General features: G+C 57.3%; 17 protein-coding genes. 10 read left to right on the top strand and 7 right to left on the bottom strand.

The genetic code is table 11. The annotated features are described in order from the left end of the window. The 4 genes from AO692_RS11030 to AO692_RS11015 form a co-directional block, all read right to left on the bottom strand. The coding region (locus tag AO692_RS11030; protein ID WP_280138601.1) for a calcium-binding protein at positions 1 to 3,095 on the bottom strand (3,095 nt) is incomplete at its 3' end. 221 nt (positions 3,096 to 3,316) lie between these two features. Next, positions 3,317 to 4,165: a hypothetical protein gene (locus AO692_RS11025; protein ID WP_054310117.1), complete on the bottom strand. Its 849-nt coding sequence runs from the start codon at positions 4,163 to 4,165 to the stop codon at positions 3,317 to 3,319. 414 nt (positions 4,166 to 4,579) lie between these two features. Continuing rightward, positions 4,580 to 4,924 (bottom strand): hypothetical protein, encoded by a 345-nt coding sequence (locus AO692_RS11020; RefSeq protein ID WP_054310116.1) that lies wholly within the window; start codon positions 4,922 to 4,924, stop codon positions 4,580 to 4,582. A gap of 34 nt (positions 4,925 to 4,958) precedes the next feature. Further along, entirely contained in the window at positions 4,959 to 9,119 is a 4,161-nt protein-coding gene (locus AO692_RS11015; protein WP_161808063.1) for an RHS repeat-associated core domain-containing protein, read from the bottom strand. Between the two features lie 717 nt (positions 9,120 to 9,836). Here AO692_RS11015 and AO692_RS11010 point away from each other — a divergent pair. The 8 genes from AO692_RS11010 to AO692_RS10980 all read left to right on the top strand — a co-directional run bounded on the left by AO692_RS11010 (position 9,837) and on the right by AO692_RS10980 (position 16,430). Then, positions 9,837 to 10,874 carry a PilN domain-containing protein gene (locus tag AO692_RS11010; protein ID WP_054310114.1) on the top strand — a complete coding sequence of 346 codons (1,038 nt, stop codon included), beginning with the start codon at positions 9,837 to 9,839 and terminating at the stop codon, positions 10,872 to 10,874. Then, positions 10,874 to 11,479 (top strand): type II secretion system protein GspM, encoded by a 606-nt coding sequence (gspM, locus tag AO692_RS11005; protein ID WP_054310113.1) that lies wholly within the window; start codon positions 10,874 to 10,876, stop codon positions 11,477 to 11,479. The genes AO692_RS11010 and gspM overlap by 1 nt, the downstream gene beginning before the upstream one ends. Continuing rightward, positions 11,476 to 12,027, top strand: coding sequence for a hypothetical protein (locus AO692_RS32750; protein ID WP_152979803.1), 552 nt, complete (start codon positions 11,476 to 11,478; stop codon positions 12,025 to 12,027). Before gspM ends, AO692_RS32750 begins: the two co-directional genes overlap by 4 nt. 90 nt (positions 12,028 to 12,117) lie before the next feature. Beyond that, complete coding sequence (locus AO692_RS11000; protein ID WP_054310112.1) at positions 12,118 to 13,752, top strand: GspE/PulE family protein; 1,635 nt, start codon at positions 12,118 to 12,120, stop codon at positions 13,750 to 13,752. Beyond that, on the top strand, positions 13,752 to 14,963 hold the full coding sequence (locus AO692_RS10995) for a type II secretion system F family protein (RefSeq protein WP_054310111.1): 1,212 nt from the start codon (positions 13,752 to 13,754) through the stop codon (positions 14,961 to 14,963). Before AO692_RS11000 ends, AO692_RS10995 begins: the two co-directional genes overlap by 1 nt. Then, positions 14,960 to 15,424, top strand: coding sequence for a prepilin-type N-terminal cleavage/methylation domain-containing protein (locus AO692_RS10990; protein WP_054310110.1), 465 nt, complete (start codon positions 14,960 to 14,962; stop codon positions 15,422 to 15,424). The genes AO692_RS10995 and AO692_RS10990 overlap by 4 nt, the downstream gene beginning before the upstream one ends. After that, entirely contained in the window at positions 15,421 to 15,777 is a 357-nt protein-coding gene (locus tag AO692_RS10985) for a type II secretion system protein (protein ID WP_054310109.1), read from the top strand. Before AO692_RS10990 ends, AO692_RS10985 begins: the two co-directional genes overlap by 4 nt. After that, on the top strand, positions 15,774 to 16,430 hold the full coding sequence (locus tag AO692_RS10980) for a prepilin-type N-terminal cleavage/methylation domain-containing protein (RefSeq protein WP_082407317.1): 657 nt from the start codon (positions 15,774 to 15,776) through the stop codon (positions 16,428 to 16,430). The genes AO692_RS10985 and AO692_RS10980 overlap by 4 nt, the downstream gene beginning before the upstream one ends. A gap of 24 nt (positions 16,431 to 16,454) precedes the next feature. Here the strand turns inward: AO692_RS10980 and gspG are convergent, their stop codons facing one another. From gspG to AO692_RS10965, 3 genes are read right to left on the bottom strand one after another with little or no spacing between them, the layout of a single operon-like run. Then, positions 16,455 to 16,916: a type II secretion system major pseudopilin GspG gene (gene gspG, locus AO692_RS10975; protein ID WP_082407316.1), complete on the bottom strand. Its 462-nt coding sequence runs from the start codon at positions 16,914 to 16,916 to the stop codon at positions 16,455 to 16,457. Next, entirely contained in the window at positions 16,913 to 17,404 is a 492-nt protein-coding gene (locus tag AO692_RS10970; protein WP_152979802.1) for an A24 family peptidase, read from the bottom strand. The genes gspG and AO692_RS10970 overlap by 4 nt, the downstream gene beginning before the upstream one ends. After that, on the bottom strand, positions 17,404 to 18,564 hold the full coding sequence (locus AO692_RS10965; protein ID WP_348271455.1) for a type II secretion system protein GspD: 1,161 nt from the start codon (positions 18,562 to 18,564) through the stop codon (positions 17,404 to 17,406). The genes AO692_RS10970 and AO692_RS10965 overlap by 1 nt, the downstream gene beginning before the upstream one ends. A gap of 139 nt (positions 18,565 to 18,703) precedes the next feature. On the opposite strand from AO692_RS10965, the gene istA reads away from it, so the two are divergent. Both istA and istB read left to right on the top strand, forming a co-directional pair. Further along, a complete protein-coding gene (gene istA / locus AO692_RS10960; RefSeq protein WP_054310055.1) occupies positions 18,704 to 20,239 on the top strand; it encodes an IS21 family transposase in 1,536 nt (511 codons plus the stop codon). A gap of 14 nt (positions 20,240 to 20,253) precedes the next feature. Next, positions 20,254 to 21,009: an IS21-like element helper ATPase IstB gene (istB, locus tag AO692_RS10955; protein WP_054310052.1), complete on the top strand. Its 756-nt coding sequence runs from the start codon at positions 20,254 to 20,256 to the stop codon at positions 21,007 to 21,009. Positions 21,010 to 21,158 lie beyond the last annotated feature (149 nt).

The following is a 21,158-nucleotide window of genomic DNA, read 5'->3' as shown; positions in this document are numbered from 1 at the left end:
TCATTGGCGTTGCGCACCAGCGAGACATCGGCCGCATTGATGTTGCTGAAGACCAGACGATCGTTGTCGCCGGCATTAATGCCTTCAATGATCGTGTCGTTGCCGTCGCCGCGACTGTAACGGAAGGTGTCATTTCCCGCGAAGCCAACCAATGTATCATCCGCAGTTGTACTGGTCAGCAATTTGTCGCGCAGGTCAGCCCTGGCCCACGTCGTTCCATCCGCGAAGACAACCTTGTCGATACCGCGATAATAATAGTCGTCGAGCGTATCCTTCAGCAGTACCGAGCCGCCGTCACCGGCGCCGGGCGAACTCTCGGCGATGACGATGGTGACGTCATTGCCATTGCGCACCAGCGAGACGTCGGCCGAGTTGATGTCACTGAAGACAAGCCGGTCATCATCACCCGCTTCAGAACCTTCGATGATCGTGTCGTCGCCGTCGCCGCGGGCGTAGACATAGGTGTCATTGCCACCGGCCCCCGTCAGCGCGTCGTCGCCTTTGCCGCCGATGATGACGTCATTCGAGTTGAAGCCCGTAATGGTGTCATTGCCGGCCGTCGAGGCTTGCGCCAACAACTTCAATCTGAGGTCAGCCCTCGTCCACGTCGTTCCATCCGCGAAGACGACCTTGTCGACACCGCGATAGTAATAATCGTCGAGCGTGTCCTTCAGCAGCACCGAGCCGCCGTCGCCGGCGCCGGGCGAGCTCTCCGCTATGACGATGGTGACATCATTGCCATTGCGGACCAGTGAAACACTGGCCGCATTGATGTCGCTGAAGACAAGGCGGTCATCATCACCCGCTTCAGAACCTTCAATGATCGTGTCGTCGCCGTCGCCGCGGGCATAGACATAAGCGTCATTGCCACCGGCGCCATTGAGCACATCGTCTCCACCCCAACCGCGCAACGTATCGTCAACGCTGAAGCCGGCAAGCACATCATTACCCGATGTTCCGGTCAAAAACAGTGCACGCAGATCGGCTCTGGTCCAGATGGTTCCGTCGGCGAATACGACTTGTTCGATACCTTTCCCGGCCCCGCTTACAAGGCTGTCTTTCAACAGGACCGAACCGCTGTCACCAGCCCCCGGACTGCTTTCTGGAATGAAGATCGTCATGTCGTTGCCGTTACGGGCAAATGTCGCCTGGTTGGGGTTGATATTGGTGAACAGCAAACGGTCGTTGTTCCCTCCTCCGTCGATTTCCACGATGGTGTCGTTGCCGTCGCCGCGAGTGTAGGAGTAAGAATCATCTCCTTCGCCGCCGCGAAGAACGTCATTGCCTTTGCCTGCGCGAATGATGTCGGCGGCATTGGTGCCATCGACGGTATCGTCCGCCAACGTGCCTCCAACATAAGCGATGTTTGCGAGCAAATCGGCCTTCGTCCAGAAACTGTCGTCGGCAAATTTAACCGTGTCGACGCCGATATTGGCGTGCCCATCGATGTTCGATTTCAGCGTGATGGAACCGCCATCGCCTGCTCCAACGACGCTTTCAGCGATAAGAAGGATGATATCGTTGCCGTTACGGGTCACCGTGACATCAGATTGGTGAAGCCCCACAAGAACCAGTTGGTCGCTCGAGCCGCCCAAAATGGTCTCGATGATTGTATCCTCGCCGTCGCCTCGTGCGTAACGGTAGGTATCGTTTCCGTCGCCGCCGAAGAGTATGTCGTTGCCGGCGCCGCCAGTGATGATGTCGTCGCCGCCACCAGCGTCGATGACATCATTGCCGCCACCGCCATTGATAATATCCGCGCCGCCGAAACCGACGATGGTATCAGAGCCCACGGTAGAAGCCTGCGCCAGATAAAGAGCCCGCAAATCCGCCCTGCTCCAAATCGTGCCGTCGGCAAAGCGTATCTGGTCGATGCCGCGCCCGTTCTCCTCCTCAAGGTTGACCTTCAGCAGGATGGAGCCACCGTCCCCGGCGCCAAGGATGGTCTCCGCTATGACAAGCTTGAGGTCGCCACCGATGCGGACGATGCTCACATCGACTGGATTGATGCCGGCCAGCACCAACCGGTCGTCAGCGCCGCCTCCGCTCTCTTCATAGATTGTGTCGTTGCCGTCGCCACGAGCGTAGTGATAGGTGTCGTTGCCGTCGCCCCCCCTGAGGACATCGTCCCCGGCACCTCCGGTAAGGATATCTGCTCCTGCCCCGGAAGATATCTGGTCGTTTCCGGCCCCTGCATTGATCGTGTCGGCAACATCGAACCCGACAATCGTGTCGTCGCCTGAAGTCGACGACTGGCTCAGAAGCGCCGCCCTGAGCATCGCCCGAGTCCAGATCGCGTTGTCCGCAAAGAGGATCTTGTCGATGCCTCGGTCGTAGTACTCTTCGAGATTGTCTTTGAGCAGAATGGAACCGCCATCTCCAGACCCTGGCGCGCTTTCAGCGATGACAAGCGTCACGTCGTTTCCGTTTCGCACCAGCGTGACGCTGGACGGGTTGATGTTCTGGAGCACCAGCCGATCGTCGGCGCCGCCGGACGCGATTTCAATGATCGTATCGTTGCCGTCGCCACGCGCGTAACGATAGCTGTCATTGCCCTTGCCGCCATCGAGCAGATCGTTGCCGAGACCGCCAGAGATGGTGTCGGCCGCGTCGAAGCCCACGATGACATCGTTGCCTGCCGTCGAGGACTGGGCAAGGTAAGCCGCTCTCAGCGAAGCGCGTGTCCACGTCGTACCATTGGCGAACACGATCCTGTCGACACCGCGATCCTGATAATCTTCGAAATTGTCCTTAAGCAGGATCGTGCCGCCGTCGCCGGCACCGGGGCTGCTTTCACCGATTACCAGAGTGACGTCGTTGCCGTTGCGGATCAGAGTGATATCCGAGGGATTGATCCCCTGTAACACCAGTTTGTCGCTGGAGCCGCCGAGACTGGCTTCGATGATGGTATCGTCGCCATCACCGCGCGCATAAATGTAGGTGTCGTTGCCAGCCTCACCTTGCAGGATGTCATTGCCTGTGCCGCCGGTGATCGTGTCATTGCCACCGCCGGCCTTTACAACATCGTCGCCCGCCCCTGCATCGATGATTTCGGACACACTCGTCCCGATGATCGTATCATTTCCGTCTGACATGGAGCCCCCCTCGGCTGGTGACAGTGGATGTTCGAACTGAGTATCTAATCTGGAAACGTGGCGAATTAATACAAAGGTGACGGCACTATATTCTGCAATATCCGAGGTGAAATCAATAATCTTATCAAAATTTTCTTCTTGATTTCAGATTAACATTTTGAGAAATTCTACCTCAAAAGCAATACAACTTTGACGATGAACAATTGGTCCAAGACGAGCGATCAGCGCCATCTTTCCAAGAGGTGCGCGATAGACGCTCCGAAAAGCTCTGCACAGGATCGCCGCGATGAAACAGTCGAACGACCAAATTCCTCAGGATCAGGCACCGGATAAGTCGCTGCTCGCCTAAGCCCTTTTTCGAGAAATACGCTTTCGTATATGTAGCCGGCAGAGCCGACGACTGGGGATCCTTGTCGAGTTGCAGCAACTTCAATCGTAAAGGCTCTTTCAGGTGCCGTCTTTGCTCCGCGCATCGAGGCCAATTCGGGCCTGTATTGCACCGCCAGTGCCGCCAGCTTCGGAGTTGCCGCTGCCACGGCCAACGCACCGTTGTGAGAATAGACAGTAAAGGTCCGATACAATTCCTGGAGCGGAACTGTATTCAGTCCCTGGAAATCCTGGAGTTCCGAGACGGACTCGAACAACGCGAATTTGTATCCGCCTGTGATCTCGACTTTCGCGCCCGCCGTCGCTGCGTAGATGCTCGCTCCGCTGCGGAAATACTCCACCGCGATTGCGAGTTCGCCGGCTCTTTGTTTGTCCAGCTCGAGTGAACCGAAACCCATGGCAAGCAACGTTTGATCGGCAGCATTGAGGTCAATCAATCCGGAGTGGCCCTGGATGCGCGCCTCAATCGTTAGGTTGCCTGCCTTACAAGTGGATGGCTCAAGGCTCAGGGCGAGGTTCAAATCAGCGCCTTCACCAGACAATCGCGCTGCGAGGACACTACTTAATCCTTCAGACAGCAAGTCAAGTTGAAAACGCTGCGTCTCGTAGGTCGCGACCTTCAACCGACTCCAGCCGGCCAACACGAACGACGCCGTGATACCTGAGACAATGAGCAAAAACATCAGGACGCCAACGAGTGCAAAGCCCGATTCTCGCAAAGAATCTGGCCAGGTCAATTTGCAGTCGCGTATCGATAGGCCTGCGTACCTCAATCTCACGTAGCTATCTTCTCTGCCATCAACCTTCTATGCCAAGCTGATCTATGGAAGACGATATCCAGGTGGTAGGGGAGGAGGTCATCCACAGCTTAGACGGTCAAAGGTCGCACACCATCTCACCTGATTATTGAAGAATAACCCTTCAGGGGCGACGAACATCAGCGAGCTAATGCATACTACCGGCTTGGCCCATCGGGCATGCCGAGGCCAGGAAGCCGTTTCGGTTGAACTACTTGGTCTCAGCAGGCTCAAAAAGCTCCTTGATCCCGGCCAGCTAGCGCTCGTTGGCGTAATTTGAGGACCTCCGACAGCGCATATTCAAAGCGGCGGCTCTAGGTGGAGTTGAATTAAGCGATTTGTCTTTTCGTCGAGATCGATAATAGTCCCGGAAATGAATTCGTCATGTAAAAGCGTTTCAACCAATACAACGAATGGTATTCCATTACACACCTTCAACCGCTTTTGGTGTGCTTCGCTAATGGCACTCAATTGGTTTCCACCGATACCTATACTCCAACCTAGATTCCGGCTGGGGATCAAGTCTTTCTCCGTTGCAAACTCCCACATCTCGACTCTTGCGAGAATAATGTATGCGGGCTCTCCTAGCTGCTTTTCAATTTCATGAAGGATATTCTTCGCGAAGAATATCGCGTTCTGTGTCATCTCGATCCGAGGCAACGTCTCAAGGACAATAGTACTATCCAGAGAAGCTCCATTTCGCGGGACAGTTATCATTTTGTGCTCCTTGAGCTGGAAAGCTTACACCCCTAATACTCTGGTCAGGGCAGCGATAGCGACAGAAATTATTGGCAAAACCGGTTTCTATTCCTATGCGCGTACAAATTTGCGTTACTGTCCCAACTTTACACATCGGAGGACCAACTGGCGGGGGCGGAGGTATGACACTCATTTGGCTCCCCGCTTGCAGCCCCTCCGGATCTACCTTCATCAGCGGACTGTTATTGACGTATGCATACCGGCTTGGGCCATCGGGCATGCCAAGAGGGTCGGGCTGGAGGTAGCGGCCGATTGAAGGATCGTAGTGGCGGTGCCAGTTATAGGACAGGCCGGTCTCCATCTGGAACCATTGCCCCGGAAAGCGCAGGTCGAGCGTTGCGCTGCCAGAGATGGAGCGAACCTCGCCGAACGGCAGGTAGCTGGCCTGCCAGACGACGGTGCGGCTCTCATCGACCATCATCACCGGGCGTTCGATATGGTCGGTCAGCACATAGTAAAGTGACGGTGCAGTACCGGCATTGGCGACCATCGCCAGCGGGCGGCCGTCGACCCAGACATATTCAGTCAGCAACGTGCCCGAGGTGGCGTCGTATTCCGCAATCACATTGCCATCAAGATCGTGCACCATGTGTACTGTCACCGGCACGGTGTGATTGGTGCGCGACACCAGCCGCGACTGGTAGTCGTAGACATAGCTGCCGGCCGCGGCACTGCTGATCGTAGCACCAGCAAGCTGCCCGGCGGCATTGTAGGCATAGGCCTTGTTCGCTGACGGAGAAGCCGTCGTATCGGCGTTGATATTGCCCGCCAGATCCGACTGGAAGCTGCGGCTAGGCGTACCGTCCGTGACGATGCCACTTAAGCGGTTGGAGCCTGGCTGGATGGTATAGCTGTCCGTCGAAGTGACGCCGCCGACAGCGACGCTCCGCTGGGTTATATTGCCAACACCATCGGTCAGATACGCAAGCGCACCCCAGGGGCCAGTGGCATTTTCGATGGATCCGTTGGCCGTATAGCTGTAGATCTCGCTGTTAGCCGGATTGAGCTGATCTTCGATCGCGGTCAGGTTGCGCTTGTCCTGATAACGCAAGATCTTGCGGATCAAGTCCTGCCCGAGCGACTGGTCCTCGATGCCATAGCCGGTGATGCGGCCATCGAGATCATATTCGCGCGTTTCGCGAAGATCGTTGGCAAACGCCGTGATCGAACGCGGCCCAAAGGGTGCGTAGGCCGACCACAGCACCAGTTCTGTCGGTGAGGATACCGCATCAGGGCTGGTGCGGACCTGCTGAACTTCACCGGCTAAACCACGGCCATATTCGACGACGCGGCCAGACGGATAAGTGACGCTCTGTAGATTGCCGCTATCATCCCATGCGTAGGCAATCGAGTATGAACGCGAACCGACTACCCTCATCTCCTGCTGAACGTGACCGAAGCGGTCGTAGACGTAAGACACCGTTCCTGCGGAATCCGTCACCCCTGTAAGACGGCCCTTACCGGCATTGCCGCCAGTTGTGCCGTCGTAGGTGTACGTCACGTTCAAGATCGTCTCGGAAGGATAGGTGCGCGACGTCATGCGTCCGTCATTGTCGTAAGCGAAGGCCGTGACGATACCGCGCGCATCGGTTCGCTGGGTGATCTGCCCCAACTGGTTGCGCAGATAGACGCTCGTGCCGATGTCCGGGCTCTGTTCCTGGATGACCTCCCCCCAGCCGTTGCGGACATAAGCCGTGACGACGTTGCGCGGATCGGTGATCGTGGCCGGCTGATCCGAGGGGCCGTAGGTGGTTGCGGTATTGCTGTTGCGTTCATCGGCAAAGGCAATCAACCGGTTCAGGCCGTCATAGGATGACGCGGCGCTGTTGCCGTTCGGATCGGTAACGGAGGTCGGGTTGCTGACCTTGTCGTAGCCGTAAGTCCAGGCATGCGAGCCGACGCCGATGATCTTCCTCAACCGTCCGAGTTCATCGAACGTGCGGATCTGTTCAAAAAACAGCTGCGTATTGACGTCCGTGCGTTTCTCGTTCGCGAGATTGCCTAGCGCGTCATAGGTATAGTCCGTTTTATCGCCAAGGCTGTTGGTAACTGACGTGACGCGGTTGGCTCCGTCATATTCCATCACCAGGAACGATGCGTCCGGATTGGTCACCTTGGTGATATTACCGGCATTGTCATATTCGAACTCGGTCCTGGCCGATATTCCGGATGGATCCTCAACTTTCGACTTGAGCCGACCACGGGCATCGTAGGAAAGCGCAGCCACAAGGCCATTGGCATCCTGGATTTCGGTAGGCTGGCCACGGCCATTGACAGCATTGACAGTCGTGACATTCCCGACCTCGTCCGTGACGGTCGCGACATAACCTGAGGCGTCATACGTATACGATATGGTATCGCCTGTGCCGGGTAACGGTCCATCGATCGACGATAGCAACCCACCAGGAAGGTAAGTGTAGGTCCAACTGCGCGACTGGCCCGCAGTAGCATAAGGGGCTATATGCGTGGTTGTATCGGTCTGCGTGACGTTCGCCAGCTGCCCCAGCGTGTTGTAGGTATAGTGGGTGGTCAGACCGGGAGCAGCGATCTCTTCCGGGGCCTCCAAAGTCGCATGCCATGTGATATTTGTCTGGCGTTGCTCGGGGCGCCCGGTAGCCTGTGTGATTTGTGTCGGACGACCGCGGCTGTCATTCACATAGTTGGTGACCCGACCCTCTTCATCGGTCTGTGAGGCTACATAGCCGACAGCGTCGTAAGCCACTGAACTGGCGGACGCCGGGCAATTGGTCGAAGCCTGACCATCAACACCGGCAAACCGAATGTCCCAGCTGCTTCCAGCAACATGATCGAATTTATAGACGCTCACGCGTCCAAGCGCATTCGTGACAGTTCGCGTAAGCTGAGAACCGGAGGTACCGTAAGCGACCGTGACCCGGTTGGCGCCACCGGCACCTTCCGTGGAAATTGCACGGCCTTCGGCATCATAGGTGTACGTAGCGACGCGCACACCGCGATGATCGCTCACACCGGTGAGGAATTTCGGATAGTTCGCGTCCTCGTAGTGATAAGCGTTGGAGTCGATCACCGCGCCGGATTGATTGCGCCATTCGACCCCAGCAACATGCTTGATGACATCTTGCGATGGCGGTGTAGCTGCCGGAGCTGGGTCATAAAGATAAGTGACCTTGGTGCCGTCTGGAAATGTAATGTCCTTGACCGCTTCGGGCATTGGCCGCGGCCCGGGAGTGCTCGTGTTCGGCAGCGGGTAGTAGTAATTCCAGGTGAATGTCGCGGTGCGGCCGAAGCCGTCGACGATCGAAGCGAGAGCTCCGTCGGCAGAATAATTCAACTCCCAGGCGTAACCATCGCGTTCGTGCATGCTTGTCGGCCTACCGACCCTATAGCTCTCCGGGGTCTGATTGACGGGCGACATTGTAGAAAGAACCCAGACACGATCGCCTGGACCGGTCAGTTTCCACTGCCGGGACATGGCTTTCATGTCGGCCAGATTGCTGGGGAGAGCCCCGACAAACTCCAGCTTGTAGCTGTTTGAGACCATCCCCATCGCGGCCTGAGCTTGCCACAGGCCATTTGACTGCAATGCAAAATCATAGCCGGCGCCATCCGGCGTCAGCAACGTGACCCTGCCCGTCGGAGAGCTTGGCGATCCAGAAAATTCGCCCAGATGCAGTTCGTAATCAAAACTGTATCGCCAGCCAACGGCAGGGGTCAGGCCCGGCACGTTGTAGCTGCTGACCCGGCCGCCGGCGAAGCTGCGGTATTGCCGCGCGATCCGGAACCGGCTGTCCTGTGTCGCAAAGTCCTCGACTTCGTAATACTTGGCACCCGTGCCCAAAATGATCGGATTGCCGGCGGTAGGGTTTGGAGGCCGACATTCGGCGAACCCGTCTTCTGGTGGCAAATTCTGCACACATCGATTGTCGACCGTACGGTCGTATCCCGCATCACAGTCGAAACGTGCAGGTCCTGGCAGGATCGTGGTGCAGCCGAACGGGCCATAGGGGCAGCTGCCGTCCTGAAAATGCGACCAATGACAGCGGTTGATTTGTGGGTTGTCTGTGGGGAATGCTCCAGTGAATCTACTGTGCGACCCCTGCATTGGCGATTCATTGGGGTCGAGCCCAGGTGGGTGCCAGTGGGCCCAAATTGCATAACAAGCCTCCCGCGCGGTGGGAAATCTCCCTCCGTATCCAGCAGTCCACCCACCGTGCGGGTCCGCAAAAGCGACCGGAACCATCGCCAAGACGAGCGAAAAAACCAAGACGGGTAGACTCAGGGCGGCGCCTGTAATGCGAAGGCTCCGACGTAACGACGAAAAGAGGATGCGCCCTACGCAAATCAGAAGGTGAATGTCAGCGGCGGTGATTGCTTGAAAATTGCGCGCACGAAATCCCTTTTGAGCTAGCCCCTCAGCCATCTCTCCCCCACAGCCCGATTTCTGAACGGCCATCGCAACTATATTGCGCGCCACCAATTCCATCAGCCTAGAGGTAAGTGTAACTCTTGAAAAGAGGGGCTAGTTCTTGTTTTTTAGAAAAATTTTATACTTCACCACTCATCGCCCGGAGTATTGTTTACAAAATTTCACCTTTCGAACCAACTCAAGCCTCTTTAGAGATGAGAGAATGCTTAACTGGCTCGGTGCTTTTTCGTACGATCAACTGAAGATCTTTAGAGCAGTGTTCGCACGGAAAAACAGCTGCTAGGGGCCAGAAAACTGTGGCAAAACGGCCTTCCTAGGCGGAGAGATTGTGCATTGATGACGCGCCGAATTTAGACTTCAAGCTTCAGATTCGGCGGGCACGGGGCGGCCTTGATGAACGCGTGGGCGATATGGGCTTTCGATTTCTTTGATTGGTGGTTTGGCGAGATCCGGTCTGCCATATGGCACAATAAATTCCAGACGTTGGGCCATGCATCGGACTGTATGGTCGATGTGGCTGAAGATGGAATTCGTATTCACGCAAAAGATGAGGCCCAGTTCCAATCGGCCCCACTACCTTTGACTGCACTCCCTCACGAGATAGTCGAAAAGCTTAGCTCTCGACTGGGAAGGCCACGCTCCTGCGATATCCGTTTAAGCAACAGGATTTGCTTGAAACGACAACTTGCGCCCTACCGGCTGCCGCCCAGGCAAGCACGAGCCATGGCTGCGTTGGACCTCATGGCCAACACACCGATAGAAGCGTCCCAAGCGTATCTGCTTTTCACAGATTCTACCGGCAACGGTTGCGCTTATCATGTGGTGAAGAAGAAGACACTTGTCTCGGTTATCGAGGCTCTCCAGGGAATACCCATCAGCTCCGTCCAAATCGGCGATCGCGAAACCAGCATGTCGATCGACCGTTTGAGCAGGGCCACGATTGTGCAACCCGACGCGCGTGAACAGCTTGTTCAGCGAGCTATCTTGACGATGGCCTGCCTGACCGTTGTTGCGGTATTTGCGACATACGCTCATCTTCAGCTGCGATACTGGCGGGCCGGATCCGAACTCGATGAAAAAATCGCGTCTGTCGAGGTCGAGGCCAAAGCGGCTCGCACAGCACTGCGGCAGCGTCAGGCGCAGATCGATCAGATCGACACGATACGTCATAGGAAAAGCAGTTCGGTATCTGTGGTCAGACTGCTTGCCGAAGTGACGCATCTTCTCCCGGATAGTTCGTGGTTGACCGACTTCTCCTCGAAAGCCAACACACTCAGCATTACCGGCTATGCCAACTCCGCGTCGGAGTTGATCGCGCCTTTGGAAGCATCCCAACTACTCGCTTCGCCTGAGTTTTCTGCTCCGGTAACAAAAGTCCCCGGTCAACAAGGCGAACGTTTCACCATTACCGCAACGACTGGTGGCGTGTAATGCTGGTGCGCCTTCTGAACGCTTCTCTCCTTGTCCGACGCAGTGCCGCGATAGCACTTAGCGTTGTCTTTCTTGGAATAGCCTATGCGATCACAGCTAGCCTTTATGGCGCTCTCGTCTCGACGAGGAACGACGTCTACGAAAAGCGTGCAGAGCTTGGTCGGCTTCTGGCGATTGTCGCAATGGAAAAGTCGGTCAAGGCGACCAACACCGCTCGCGCGAGCACGACAAGCCCGGCCGAATTCCTGCCGGGTGAAAACGAAGCTGCCGCCAGGAGCGGGCTACAAAAAAGGTTGAGTGAGGCGGCCGCAACGACGGGTATCACGGTCCTTTCAGCCGGCAATGCCCCGACAATCAACGAGCAAGGCGTCGTCTATGTTGGGTTGCGCGCCAATGTTTCAGGTTCTCTGGAGAACGTGCATGGTTTGATACTCAATCTCGAAACCACTTTGCCCGTGCTGTTCATCCGTGAGGCCACCTTGACCGCAACGGGCAGCAATATGGTCACCGCGCAGACAAGCTCCACCGAGATTTCGGCCCAGTTGATGTTTTATGGAGTGCTGCAAGCGAGTGCCCCAGCAGGCATTGGCGAGAGCAAGTCATGAACAAGCTCTTTCTCATCCTGTTGCTCGGTACCAGCCTGGCAACATTGGGAATGGTCAATCTCGGTCTTTATGGGCGCCCTGCCACGACGTCTCCAGTTCACGCCGATCCGCGATCCAACCAGGGCAAACCACCAGCGGACGATAAAACGCTTTCAACGTCACTCTTAGGCTCTGCTGGTTATTCTGAAACATTTGAACGCCCGCTTTTCAATCCGACACGGCGAAAGCCGATACCGGCACCAATTGTAGCCGATGCCCCGCCACCACCGGCCAAGCCAGAACCATCACCCAACCCTGTCTTGTCGCAAGCGCCGGCACCCGCCTTGCTTGGCGTCAGTGTGACTCAGGCGACTTCAAAAGCCCTGTTGCTTGCCAGTGGAAAGCAGGAAGCAAACTGGTTTCAAAATGGCGAGACAATTGATGACTGGTCGATCGTCTCCATCACCAAAGAGGAGGTCGCCTTGCAGCGCGGGGACCAATCTATCAGCCTCTTTCTCTATCCTGAAGGACGGACTGGTTCATCGGCAGACAACGGCAATGCGCGGTAGGCCCATTCCTTGCTGTTCAGATGCTCTATGCAGCCGGGACTCTAACATGTCTTTCGACACGATATATCGCACGAGATCAGGAAATGAGCCGTGAATAACGTGCCCAGGATCGAGGAATTCTTGGCGTTCCTTGAACGCACTGGCGCCCTGAGCAGTCATGCATCCCAGCGCGCCCTTAGTGCGTCGAAGACCTCCCCTCACCCTCTCGATACGGTGATGACAGAACTCGGCCTTCTGGGAGAGCAGGAACTGGCAGTCCAGCTTTCGCATTTTCTTGAGTTGCCGGTAATCAGTGATGTGCCGGCAGTGGATGGCCCCGAGATGTTTTCGGCCGTCACGCCGGGCTACTTGCGCGAGAATGCGCTTCTACCGCTTGAACTCGACCAACACCGCCTCTTGCTGGCTGTTGCAGATCCATTCGCCGCTGCCACGATCGACGCTGTTGGCTTTCATTTTGACAAGCCGGTCGCCTTGAGAATCTTGCCGCGCCGAACCATTACCGCGCATCTCGAAAGCTTGGAAGCGCGTCTTAAAGAAACTACCGAACGTGACCTCGGTAACGGACAAAATCATGATGCTGGTGTGGACGATCTCGAACGACTGAAGGATTTCGCGCGAGAAGCGCCGATCGTCCGTTTCGTAGCTGAAACCATCCATCAGGCAGTCGATGCCAACGCGACCGATATCCACATCGAACCCTTGGAAGACCATGTTCAAATCCGGTTTCGCCGCGACGGCATCTTGTCTGTCGTAGGTACGACAGCCACTGCAATGCTCGCAGGGATCGCAACACGCGTAAAAATCCTGGCGCGCCTGAACATTGCGGAACGGCGGAGGCCGCAGGACGGTCGAATGCGGCTGGCCGTACGCGGTCGCGATATCGACCTTCGCGTATCGATCGTTCCCTCCATCCATGGCGAAACCATTGTGCTTCGCGTACTGGACCGCAGCGGTGTGGAACTTAAGTTGGATCGCCTCGGCTTCAACGATCAAGCACAGACGCAGATCCGCAATCTGTCGCAGGCCCCCAACGGCATCGTTTTGGTCACCGGGCCAACCGGCAGCGGCAAGACGACGACGCTCTATTCCATTCTCGCAGAATGTGCTCGCACGGACGTCAAGATTTTCACCGTCGAGGATCCCGTTGAATACCGCATGGCCGGAATCACGCAACTTCAGGTGAACCCGGCCATTGAGCTCGATTTCGCGGCCGCCTTGCGCTCGATATTGCGCCAGGATCCCGACATTATTCTGGTGGGAGAGATCCGAGATCGCGAAACGGCGCAAATCGCCATCCAGGCCGCGCTGACCGGACATCTGGTGTTTTCGACCCTTCATACCAACAGCGCGGCAGGTGCGTTGACCCGCCTGCGCGATATGGGGCTTGATGGCTATCTGCTCGGAGCGACGATCAGAGGTGTCGTCGCGCAACGATTGCTGCGGCGGGTTTGCTCGGCATGTGGCCAGGCCCACGATACTCTAAAACCCTGCCTGGAGTGCAACGGCACGGGTTATCGCGGTCGAACCGTCACCCATGAAATCCTTCGCGTATCGGCAGAAATTGCTGCCCTCATCGATATGGACGGCAGCGAACTCGACATACAAAATCTGGCGGTCGAACAAGGCCTCGCTCCCATGCGCAGTCATGCGCAGGCCCTTGTCAGGCAAGGCATCACCACGGAGGAGGAGGTTCGGCGCGTAATCGACCTTCGTGGAGAGATCTGATGCCGGAATTTGCCTACAGGGCATATTTGCCGAACGGGAAGCACGACGTCGGATCAGTGGACGCCGAGACGCCACAGGGCGCGGCGCGCGAACTCGCGCGGCGAGGTCTCAAGCCCTATCATTTGGCAGCAGTCGGGAGTGCGCGCGCACTTGGCTTATCCTCTTCGAAATCCCTGTTTTCGAAGTCCGTCGATCTTGGCAAACTCTTTTCGGACCTCGCCGTCCTGCTCAACGCAGGTTTTACCATCGATCGGGCTATCGCCGCCGTTATCGCCAGTGAAGCAGATGCGTCACGACGCAAAAGCCTGCAGGGTATTCTGGACCTGACCACCGCTGGGCGATCGGTTGCCGAAGCATTTTCCAGTCTCGCGACTGTTCCAACCGATGTGATTGCCTTGCTGGCAAGCGGGGAAAGAAGCGGCAAGCTGCCGTTGGTATGCCAGCGGCTCGCCGAGATCTACGAGGCCAGGGCAAAACGACGGTCGGCGATCGTAAGCGCCCTCGCCTACCCGGTCTTCTTGCTGGCGGTGATGGGCGCAGCATTGCTTGTCCTTGCACTCGTCCTCGTGCCAGCGCTGGAACCGATTTTCGAGGGTGCCTCGACACCCAAACCCTTGACGATCCGTCTGCTGTCAGGGCTTGGCGCAGCCGCCACCGAATATCCGGCGTTGTTTCCTTTGATCGCGATCATCGCTCTGCTTGTATTTCTTATGGCAAACCGTTCGGCCAATACGAAGAAAAGACTATTGAGCTGGCTCCTGAGAACGCCGCTGGTCGGTTCCTTGTTCAAGGAAGCGACAACCGCCCGCTACCTGGAGTCGCTGTCGCTGCTTCTAGCCAATGGTGTGGCGATGACTGAGGCACTGCGTCTTTCAACTGGAACGGTTGGTAACAGCCCTTTTGCACCTCAACTGGCCCAATTGGAAAATGACGTGGGTAGTGGCAACCGCCTTCATGAAGCACTCGACAAATCAAAGATGTTCAACAATTCAGTCGTCTCCCTGGTGACACTTGGCGAGGACGCCAACTCGCTCCCATTGATGTTGGAGCGCGCGGCTCGAATGCAGCAAACCGAGCTTTCCAAGCGCATCGAGAACTTTCTGAAGCTGTTGACCCCCACGCTAACCATTTTGCTCGGCATTCTGGTCGGCAGTCTTGTCATCTCGGTAATGACAACAATTCTCTCCATCAATGATCTTGCGCTCAAATGATGGATATCGCTGCGACGCGAAGCGACCAACAGGGCTTCAGCCTGATCGAACTCATGGTCGTCTTGGCCATCTTTGCACTGATGGCGACAATTGCCGTGCCAGCGATATCCCACAGAACACGCGAGCCTGGTCTACGGCAGTTGGGGCAGCAACTGACGGCTCAATTGCGTGTTGCCCACACCATGGCGATTGCTGCGGGGCAGGCACAGAAAATCGATTTCAATCCTGCAACAGGGACCGTGCATTTCGAAAGCGGCAAGAAGACTATTTTGCCGGAAGGTACCAAAATGACTCTGACAACGGGTTTGGAAACCACGAAATCGCATCACGATGCGACATTGACCTTTCTGCCCAACGGCAGTTCGTCGGGGATGGTTGTCGATCTTGAAACGAAAGGCGGTGGCTTGAAGATCGAGGTCAACTGGCTGACCGGTGCCATCACATCAACGGAAATACCATGACGACCGATAGCGAAGCTGGGTTCACGCTACTTGAGACGATTGTCGCCATAACCATTCTGGCCTCGGCGCTGGCTATCGCAACTCAGTCGATCGTCTTGGCTGGCCGCAGCATAACCTCAGCACGAAATCAGGCTGAAACAGCATTACGAATAAGAGAACAACTGGCAGGTCTGGAGGCTTCCGGAACGTTGGACCTCAGCGCTCTCAAATCGGGTCTTGATCGGTCCGGGAAAACAAACTGGAAGGTGCAGGAGGTGGACATCCAGGGCCGGAAGTTTATGGCAATCCAGATCGACGAGAATGAACGTCAGGCTGGCCCCTCGTTTCTGACTTTCGTCCCCTCACGAAAATGACAGTCAGGAGCAGAGCTCACCCAATTTCCCAGCGCGAAAGTTCCGCAGCGGGTTTTACACTCGTGGAGATGTTGATAGCGCTGGTCATCATAGCCGTGATGACAGCCCTCATGGTCGCGTTCATGGGTCAAGTCCGAACGCTATTGCGCATCGAAAATGCATCGGAGGCTGAAGCACAGGTCGATGCCGTCACCCTGTTCCTTGAAACGATGATTTCGAATGCGGAACCACTGCCTTTGTTGCCGTCCGCACCGGATCACGTTCTCTATTTCAAGGGCAGCAGATCAGAAATTCAGCTCAGTGCGATCCAGCCCATCGGATTTGGTAGCAACGCGCTTAGACAGGTTACCCTGGCACTGCGTCGTGTCGGAGATGCAGGAAGCTCGCTTCACGATCTGGTGCTTGTTGGCAAGCCACGACGCGCCAGAAGCCAATCCGACGGCCCTGAGACCGAGGTCGTCCTAGTGAGAGACGTTGCAGGGCTGGAATTCAGTTATATGGAGAACTCTGATCAGCAGATTTCCTGGCAGCAGGTGTGGGACAATCCGAGGCGCCTGCCTATGGCGGTCCAAATCAAGCTCACCATATCGCGAGGAGGAAAGGCCTATCCTTCCAAGGGTATGGCAAAGCTCAAATTGGCCGCAGCTCAATAACTTCGGGACGTGCGGCAGCGCCGGTCAGTTTCCGATGTCCTGGTCTTCGCCTGTTCCCTCAGGTTTTCCATCGCGTCCTAGGGATTTGATACTGACACCGCTGCCATCCTGTTTTGCGGCATAAATGTAAGCGCGCCCCCAAGGGTCCTGCAGGCCGGCATTGCCTTTCAGGTATGGCCCATTCCAGTGAGCCGCACCCTGTGGGGCGCTTACAAGCGCTGGTAAACCTTCTTCGTCGCTGGGATATCTGCCGTTGTCCAGGTAGTAGAGTTCCAAGGCACTTTCGAGATTGTTGATTTGTGCCTTTGACGCGCTGGTTCTGGACGAACCAAGGTACTTCAACACTTGCGGTGCAGCGAGTGTCGCAATCAGGGCAATGATTGCAAGTACCACCAACAGTTCGACAAGGGTGAAGCCGGCCTCGGAGCCGCTTCTGTCTGGAGACCGCTTTTGCCGCAAAGCTGCTTCTCTGCGAGACTTTCTCATGACCCAACATCCATCAGGGAAAACTGTTCAAATGCCCACGTACAAGCCAAACCGAAAGCTATAAAAGGGCCGAACGGAACGCGCGTGTTGCGGTCCGTGGAGAACCCCGCGAGAGCCAGACAACCCACGACAGCTAACGCGCCTGCACTTGCCACAAACAGAAGCACCGGAAGTAGCAACGGTGCTATCCAGCACGCTGCGGCAGCCATCATCTTCACATCACCCAATCCAAGCCCGACACGGCCCGTGATTTGGATGTGTGCAGAACGGATGCCGTAGATCAAAACAAAGACAAGAATGGCAAAGGCGCCCTGGGTGACGACAGCTCCGATTCCGGAAGGAATGTGGAAGGCGATGCCGGTCGCAGCCAGTGCGAGATTGAGAACGTCGGGAATGATCATATGGCGCGCGTCGACCGCCGCAATGAGGCCGAGAAGCACGCCCAGCGTAAGGCCTTGAACAAGCATCGCGTGCGACACCCACATCATCAGTAGGCAAGCCTCTTCAGGTCCTGCTCGGTTCTGCTTTTTCCGCCTCGTCTTTTCTGGATCGGGGTTTGCAGGCTGATCTTACCGCGGAATTCCTCGGTGACTTCCCGAGCTTCCTTGATGTCGCGAACGACGCGGGGGCGGATGAAGATGATCAGTTCCGTCCGCTTGATGCCGTCGGTTTTGTTCTTGAAAGCATTGCCGAGAATTGGGATGTCGCCCAGCACGGGGACCTGCCCGCGCTCAACTGAATTGGTTTCCTGTATCAATCCACCCAAGGCGAGGCTCTCACCGTCATTCACCAGTACTCGCGTCTGGATTTTGCGCTGCTGGATCGTGGGCGAATTGATACCGGAAGACGTCGTCTTCACCGCATTGCTGACCTCCTGGCCGATATCCAGCATGACGCGGCCGGCATTGTTGATCCGCGGCGTCACGGTCAAGATGACGCCAGTGTCCTTCATCTCCACGGAATTCACGATAGGTGCGCCGGCAGTCGCTGTCCCCACGGCTTGCTGAGTAACGATGGGAACCTGGTCACCGACCTGCAGGACAGCTTTCTGATTGTTAAGGGCCATGACGGTTGGCGCAGATACGATGTTCACGTCCGTAATGCTGGACAAAGCGTTGAGGGTCACCTGGATGTTGTTGGTGGCATAGGTCCAGGCAAAACCAGGGAACGCTGCGCCCGCAAAGCCATTGGCGACGTCGGAAAGCGAAATCTTCATGCCGTTGTTCTCGAAGAACCAGCGCAGACCGAACTTCAGCTCGTCATTCAACGTCACTTCAGCAATCACCGCCTCAAGCATCACTTGCGTCGGCAGAACGTCGACCTTGGCGAGGATCTGCTCGATGCGACGATATTCGCGCGCCGTGGTTTGAATCAGCAAAGCGTTGTTGTCGGTATCGGCAACGACTTTGGTGCGTGCGCCTCCCGCCTCTTCCGGTGCGACCTGCATGATCGGCTCATTGCCTCCGGTCAACGGTGCCGGAGTGATACCATCCGAAGACATGGCTATAGGCGCCATCTCTGGAGATACATTTTCACTAGCGGCCTTTCGTGAACTGCCACCTTCCGCGCCGAGAATTGAGCTAAGAACGTCGGCAAGTTCTTTCGCCGGCCTGTTTTGTGCGGATTCCGACGTTATCCGGCCGGGCATTCCAACTTGAAGCCGGCCACCATTCCGGAATGAAGCCGGCCAGCATTCCGATCAATATCCGGCCGCTTTGAGGGACTGAAGACGCACCACCTGGGTCAGCAACTTTGGCATGACGGACCTTTTCAACAAGGGACGGGCGATGCCGGCAAAGAGAAGGCTGACCATGAGACAATTACGACAGATGCTGCGGCTTGCCGGCGATGGCACGAGCAGCCGCGAGATCGCGCAGATGCTGGGCATCGCGCGCAGCACCGTGCAGGACAATCTGAAGCGCGCGACCGCGGCGGGGTTGCGTTGGCCGCTGTCTGGCGACCTAACCGACGATGCGCTGGAGAACCGGCTGTTTGCTCGCGCCGGGGTCAGGCAGGGCCAGCGCCGCCTGCCCGAGCCGAACTGGGCGGATCTTGCGCTGGAGCTGAAGAAGCCCGGCGTCACGCTGATGCTCCTGTGGGAGGAGTATCGCACCGTCCACCCCGGTGGCTACGGCTACAGTCGTTTCTGTGACCTGTTCCGCGGCTTCGAGAAGCGTTTGTCGCCGACCATGCGCCAGGAACATGTCGTCGGCGACAAGGTCTTCGTGGACTATTCCGGCAAGAAGCTCTCGATCGCCGATCCGCTGACCGGCGAGATCCGCGAGGCGGAGATCTTCGTCGGCGTCCTCGGGGCGTCGGGCTTCACCTATGCGGAAGCGACCTGGACGCAGGCGCTGCCGGATTGGATCGGCGCGCATGTGCGCATGTTCAACTTCTTCGGCGGTGTCCCGCGCCTGATCGTGCCCGACAACCTGAAGTCCGGCGTCAATCATGCCTCCTTCTATGACCCCGAGATCAACCGCAGCTACGGCATGATGGCCTCTCATTATGGTGTCGGCGTGCTGCCGGCTCGGCCGCGACGGCCGAAGGACAAGGCCAAGGTCGAGAACGGGGTTCGCTTTGCCCAGACCTGCATCCTCGGCCGGCTGCGGCGGCAGACCTTCTTCTCGCTGGCCGAGGCCAACGCGGCGATCGCCGGGGCGCTCGATCGCATCAACGACCATGTCATGCGCCGCCTCGGTGTCAGCCGCCGCCATCTGTTCGAGACCGTGGAACGACCCGTTCTGACCAGCCTGCCGGTGCAGGGCTACGAGTTTGCAGAATGGCGTCTGGCGCGCGTCGCCACTGACTACCATGTCGAGTTCAAGGACTTCTTCTATTCCGTGCCGCATGGCCTCATTCGTCAGCAGGTCGATATCCGCGCGACGAGCAGGACGATCGAGATCTTCCATCGCGGCAAGCGCGTCGCCGTTCACCAACGCCGCTATGGCGGTCGCCGCTACGGCACCAACCCCGATCACATGCCCAGCTCTCATCGCCGCTACGCCGAGTGGACGCCGATGCGCTTCCGCCGCTGGGCGGCGTCGATCGGGCCGCAGACGGAAGGCCTGATCATCGCCATTCTGGCAAGCCGCCCGCATCCCGAACAGGGTTTCCGGACATGCCTGGGCGTTCTGCGCCTCTATCGCGATCTCAGCCATGAACGCGCCGAGGCGGTCTCGGCGCGTGCCGTCGAGATCGGCGGGCTGACCTGCAAGAGCATCGCCGCCCTCATCACCAACCACAAGGCCGCCCGAGCCGGTGCCGGTGCCGGCGCCATCATCGATCACGCCAATCTGCGTGGTCCCGGCTACTTCCATTGAGGAGACAACAGATCATGCTGACCCATCCCACCCTCGACATGCTGCGCGACCTTGGCCTGCACGGTATGGCCAAAGGCTTCCAGGACCTCGACGCCCAAGCGGAAGCGCGCACCCTCGATCATGGCGAATGGCTCGCCATTCTGCTCGAGCAGGAAGCGACACTTCGCCGCCAGAAGCGCTTCGAAGCCCGTGCCCGCGCGGCAAGGTTGCGTCATGATGCGCAGGTCGAAGATGTCGACTTCCGTACCGAGCGAGGCCTCGACCGCGCGCTGTTCCTCAAGCTCGCTGGCTGCGACTGGATCCGCCAGCGGCATGGGCTCCTGATCATAGGACCGGCCGGCGTCGGCAAGAGCTGGCTTGCCTGTGCCCTCGGCCACAAGGCCTGCCGCGAGGACTTCTCCGTCGCCTATCATCGCGCGCCACGGCTCTTCGCCGCTCTTGCCCTAGCACGGGGCGACGGCCGTTATGCCCGGATGCTGAAGGCGCTGGCCCGGACCGATCTGCTCATCCTCGACGACTGGGGCCCCGAAAAGCTCAGCGACGATCAGCGCCGTGATCTCCTCGAGATCATCGAGGACCGATACGAGCGGCGCTCGACCATCGTCACCAGCCAGGTTCCCGTCGATCGCTGGTACGAGATCATCGGCAATCCCACCATCGCCGACGCCATTCTCGACCGCCTCGTGCACAATGCTTACCGCATCGAACTGGGTGGCGAGAGCATGCGAAAACAGCGAGCCGTCGCCATGCCGCAAACCGCTCAGGCTTGACCCGAAACGAAACTCGAACCAAACCTCAACAACGACCCAGGTGATGTCCAAAGGTGGCCGGCTTCAAATCGGAATCCCGGCCGGAATGAAATCGGAATGGGTGGCCGGTGATTGTTCGGAATCACTGGCCGGCTTCGTCGGAATTCGCA

The organism is Mesorhizobium sp. 1M-11 (assembly GCF_001303895.1).
Lineage (GTDB): Bacteria > Pseudomonadota > Alphaproteobacteria > Rhizobiales > Rhizobiaceae > Mesorhizobium.
This window is presented reverse-complemented; position numbering and strand designations above follow the sequence as displayed.